Source organism: Vulcanococcus sp. DEBay_Sum22DG08_74 (assembly GCF_017852955.1).
Classification (GTDB): Bacteria; Cyanobacteriota; Cyanobacteriia; order PCC-6307; family Cyanobiaceae; genus Vulcanococcus.
This window is the reverse complement of the sequence record NZ_JAFMKL010000144.1, coordinates 1-3,557: the sequence shown is the minus strand read 5'-3', so window position 1 is coordinate 3,557 and position 3,557 is coordinate 1. Positions and strand designations below refer to the sequence as shown.

Annotated in this window: 3 protein-coding genes; 2 read left to right on the top strand and 1 reads right to left on the bottom strand. The window is 64.8% G+C overall.

All coding sequences use genetic code 11. The features are described 5' to 3' along the window. Positions 1-1,242, top strand: a 1,242-nt coding sequence (locus tag QZ184_RS10800; protein WP_296419595.1) for an APC family permease, incomplete at its 5' end; no start/stop codon positions are given. On the opposite strand, the gene QZ184_RS10795 is transcribed toward QZ184_RS10800, so the two are convergent. After that, positions 1,226-2,557 (bottom strand): four-carbon acid sugar kinase family protein, encoded by a 1,332-nt coding sequence (locus tag QZ184_RS10795; protein WP_296419594.1) that lies wholly within the window; start codon positions 2,555-2,557, stop codon positions 1,226-1,228. The genes QZ184_RS10800 and QZ184_RS10795 overlap by 17 nt on opposite strands. Before the next feature lie 14 nt (positions 2,558-2,571). On the opposite strand from QZ184_RS10795, the gene QZ184_RS10790 reads away from it, so the two are divergent. After that, positions 2,572-3,557: FAD-binding oxidoreductase (locus tag QZ184_RS10790; RefSeq protein WP_296419593.1), on the top strand; the 986-nt coding region annotated here is incomplete at its 3' end.

The following is a 3,557-nucleotide window of genomic DNA, read 5'->3' as shown; positions in this document are numbered from 1 at the left end:
GGAACCATCGGCGCCGGCATCCTGCGGATCCCAGGACTGGTGGCGGAGCAACTGCCCTCGCAGCCCTGGATTCTCTGGATCTGGGTCCTGGGAGCCTCCTACGCCCTGCTCGGTGCCATCTGTGTGGCGGAACTGGCAGCAGCCATGCCCAAGGCGGGGGGCTGGTACGTCTACGCCGAAGCCGCCTTTGGGCGTCGTGCGGGATTTCTAGTGGGCTGGAGCGACTGGATCGCCCACTGCATTGGCTTGGCCTGGGTCGTCACCACCCTGGGTGATTACCTCTCGCCTCTGGTGCCAATGAGCAGCGCCTGGATCGCCGTCGGGATCCTGGGGCTGTTCACACTGATCCAGTGGCCAGGGGTGCGCTCCGGTGGCACCAGCCAAGAGTTTCTCAGCCTGATTAAGGCTCTGATCTTTGCGGCCTTGGTGGTGGCTTGTTTCGCGCTGCCCCTTCCCAATCGGGTGGAAGCACCAGCCAGCTTCATCCCACCCGATCTGAACCTGTTCGTGCCGGTGGTGCTGGCCCTGCAGGCCGTGATCACCACCTACGACGGTTGGGCTTGCCCGATTTATTTCGCTGAAGAATTCGCCAGACCCAGCCGGGACATCCCGCGCTCGCTGATTGGAGGTGTCCTTGCGGTGGCTGGCCTCTATCTGTTGATCAACGCAGCACTGCTGCATGTGCTGCCCATCCCGGTCCTGGCGGAATCAAGCCTGCCCGCCGCCACAGCTGCCGAACGGTTGGTGGGCCCCCAGGGCGGAGCGGTGATCACCGCCGTTGCCTTGGTGTCTCTCCTGGGTGTGACCAACACCGTGGCGATGGCCGCTCCACGCATCCTCTTTGGCCTCGGACGCGATGGATTGATGCCTGCCTTCACCGCCGAGGTGAATGCCGGTGGAACCCCGGTGAACGCCCTGCTGATCACCTCCCTCTGCAGCACGTTGCTGGTGGTCAGTGGTTCGTTTGAAAGCCTGCTGGGGATGGGAGCCTTCCTCTACGTGGGACTACCCCTGTGCGGATTCATCACCCTGATGGTCCTGCGGCAACGCCAGCCAGAGCTGGATCGGCCGTTCCGCTGCTGGGCCTATCCCCTGACGCCGATTCTGGTGGGGACGGTGTCGCTGGCCTTTTTGCTGGCAGCCCTCTGGAGCGATTCCGTCAACAGCCTCTGGGCCCTGGCCCTAGTCGCCGCTGGAGGCCTGGCCTCAGAAGCCAGCCAACGGCTCAGGGCTGCTGCATGAGTGTCCAGGCCTGACGCAAGCTCGAGGCATCGCCCAAGTTGCCGGGGAAGGTGATGACCGGCAGACCCTCTGGGGTCAGCACGAGCGACAAGCCAGCAAACAGTTGTCCCTGCAGCTCAACCCAAGGGGCCTTCAGGCCGGACTCCAGCAGGGTGTGCGTTGTGATCCCCCCTTTGCTGATCACGTAACCGAGTTGCGGGGCCAGGGCTCCGGCTAAGCGCGCCATCAGCTGTGCCAACTCCACACCAAGCTCCCGGCGTTCCGCAGGACTAGAGCAATGGAGCTCACCGCGGCTCGTGAAGACAACGGGGGTATGGCCCTCGCTGATGACCGTTTCGATCTGCTGCCGCCAGGACTGCTCAAGGCTGGCGAGAAGGCGGTGCCGTTCTGGCCCAAACACCACACGCGCCACCTTGCGGACATCGAGCTCGATGCCGATGCAAGCGGGCTCAGCCAGCAGTGTCGTCAGTTGAGCATCAGCCAAGGGCACATGGGAGCCCACCAGCACCAAGCCAGGCAGAGCGGGACCGCGCCTAAGCCCGGCCAAGCCAGAGGCGTCAAGCGGCTGGGGTGGCAGCGGCACAAGCCCATTGATCAAGCTGGCGGCGGACTGCAGGGCGAAACGCTGACCCTGACGCTCGCAGGCCCAGATGGCCTCGCCCAGGGCCGTCAACTGCTCCGGCCGCTCCGCATCGACACAGGCGATCGAGGCCGGAGGCAAGGCGGCGAGCCGTTCCCTCAGGGCCTCAGGAGCAGCCTCCAAGTCGGAGCAGCTGATTTGCCGAACCGAGGCGGCCAGGGTCTGTCCGGCGGTTTTCTCCTCCACCCAAGCCGGCAAAAAGCTGCTGGAAAATCCGAACAGGCGATCCTGCGCAAAGGCTGTGGCATGGACCGGTTCTCCATGCAGCAAATGCATCCCCTCCTTGGTGGTCCGACCCCCAGGCAAAAACGCCGGCACCAGCAACGTGGAAGCAAAGGGGCCCAGCTCCTGGTCAATGACCTCCAGCTCCAGCGGAAAGTGACCGCGCAGGGTGGAGTCGCCGCGGCTGACGATCAGCCAGCGATCCATCAATCCAGCGGCCTGCGCTTCGGCCAGGGCAGGCTTCAGGGCATGGCAAATCCTGCGGACCCGCTGCTCGGCGGCCTGGGGGTCGAGCGCGCGCGTGTTCGCGAGCAGAAACAGCAGCGGTGAGGGGTGGAGCAGGGCTTGGCGCAGGCTGCCCGGGTCCCAACGCAGCAGCAAAGGACAACTGTGCACCGTCTGCGATCCAGTCGGATCGTCATCAAGCACCAGGACCTTGATCCGCTCAGCCATGGCACCATCGTGCCGTGATCACCCCTGAACACCGCGAACTCCAGGATCTGGTGCGCCAATGGCACCAGCAGGCCCTGCCGTGGACGCCGGCGGGCGCAGGCACAAGGCTGCATTGGGGAGCAGCACTGGAGCAACCGCAAACCCTCAGCACAGCGAAGCTCAATCGGCTGGTGCATCACTCCAGCGGTGACTTCACGGTGACTGTTGAAGCCGGCCTGCCCTTAAGCGATCTGCAGGCGGCTCTGGCGGAAACCAAGCAATGGCTGGCGGTGGACTGGCCCTGGGGCAGTGGGGCTGGTGGAACCCAGAGCGGAACGATCGGAGGTCTCATTGCCCGCGGGATGGCCGGTGGATTGAGGCAGCGCTATCTGGGGATCCGCGATCAAGTGATTGGCCTGGAGGTGATGCGGGCTGATGGAACCCAGGCCAGGGCCGGAGGCCAAGTCGTGAAAAACGTGGCTGGCTACGACCTCATGCGGCTGTTCTGCGGCAGCTGGGGCAGCCTTGGACTGATCACCCAAGTCACCCTGCGCACCTTCCCCCAGCAGCCCCATCGCGCTGGACTGCTGTTCACGGGGGAGCTGGAAGCGCTGGAATCCATGCGTCAGGCCTGCCTACGGGCGGACCTGATGCCCCAACGCCTGGATTGGTGGACGACAGAAGGGATGCCCTGCCTGCTGCTGGGGCTCGTCAGCATCAGCCGAAGCGCTGTGGATGCCCAACTGCAGGAGCTGAGCAGCTACGCCCAGACACTCGGCCTGGAGGCAAACGGTCTCAACGCCGATGAGCTCCAGGAGCTCGAGGCCCAAGGGCGTTATGCAGGAGCTGAACTCGACAAGGGGCGCTGGTTGATGCGCATCGGACTTCCCCCCGCTCGAGCCCACACCTTGATGGGCGAAGCCTGCTTGCACGGCATCCGACTCAACCTGGCCGCCGGGATCGGCCAAGGCCTGGGCTGGGCCAATCCTGAGGATCTGCCAGCCCACAGGATCAGCAGCCT

Bases quoted from the DNA above. Each gene is read 5' to 3' on its own strand.
- QZ184_RS10795 (WP_296419594.1), bottom strand. From the start codon at position 2,557: ATGGCTGAGCGGATCAAGGTCCTGGTGCTTGATGACGATCCGACTGGA.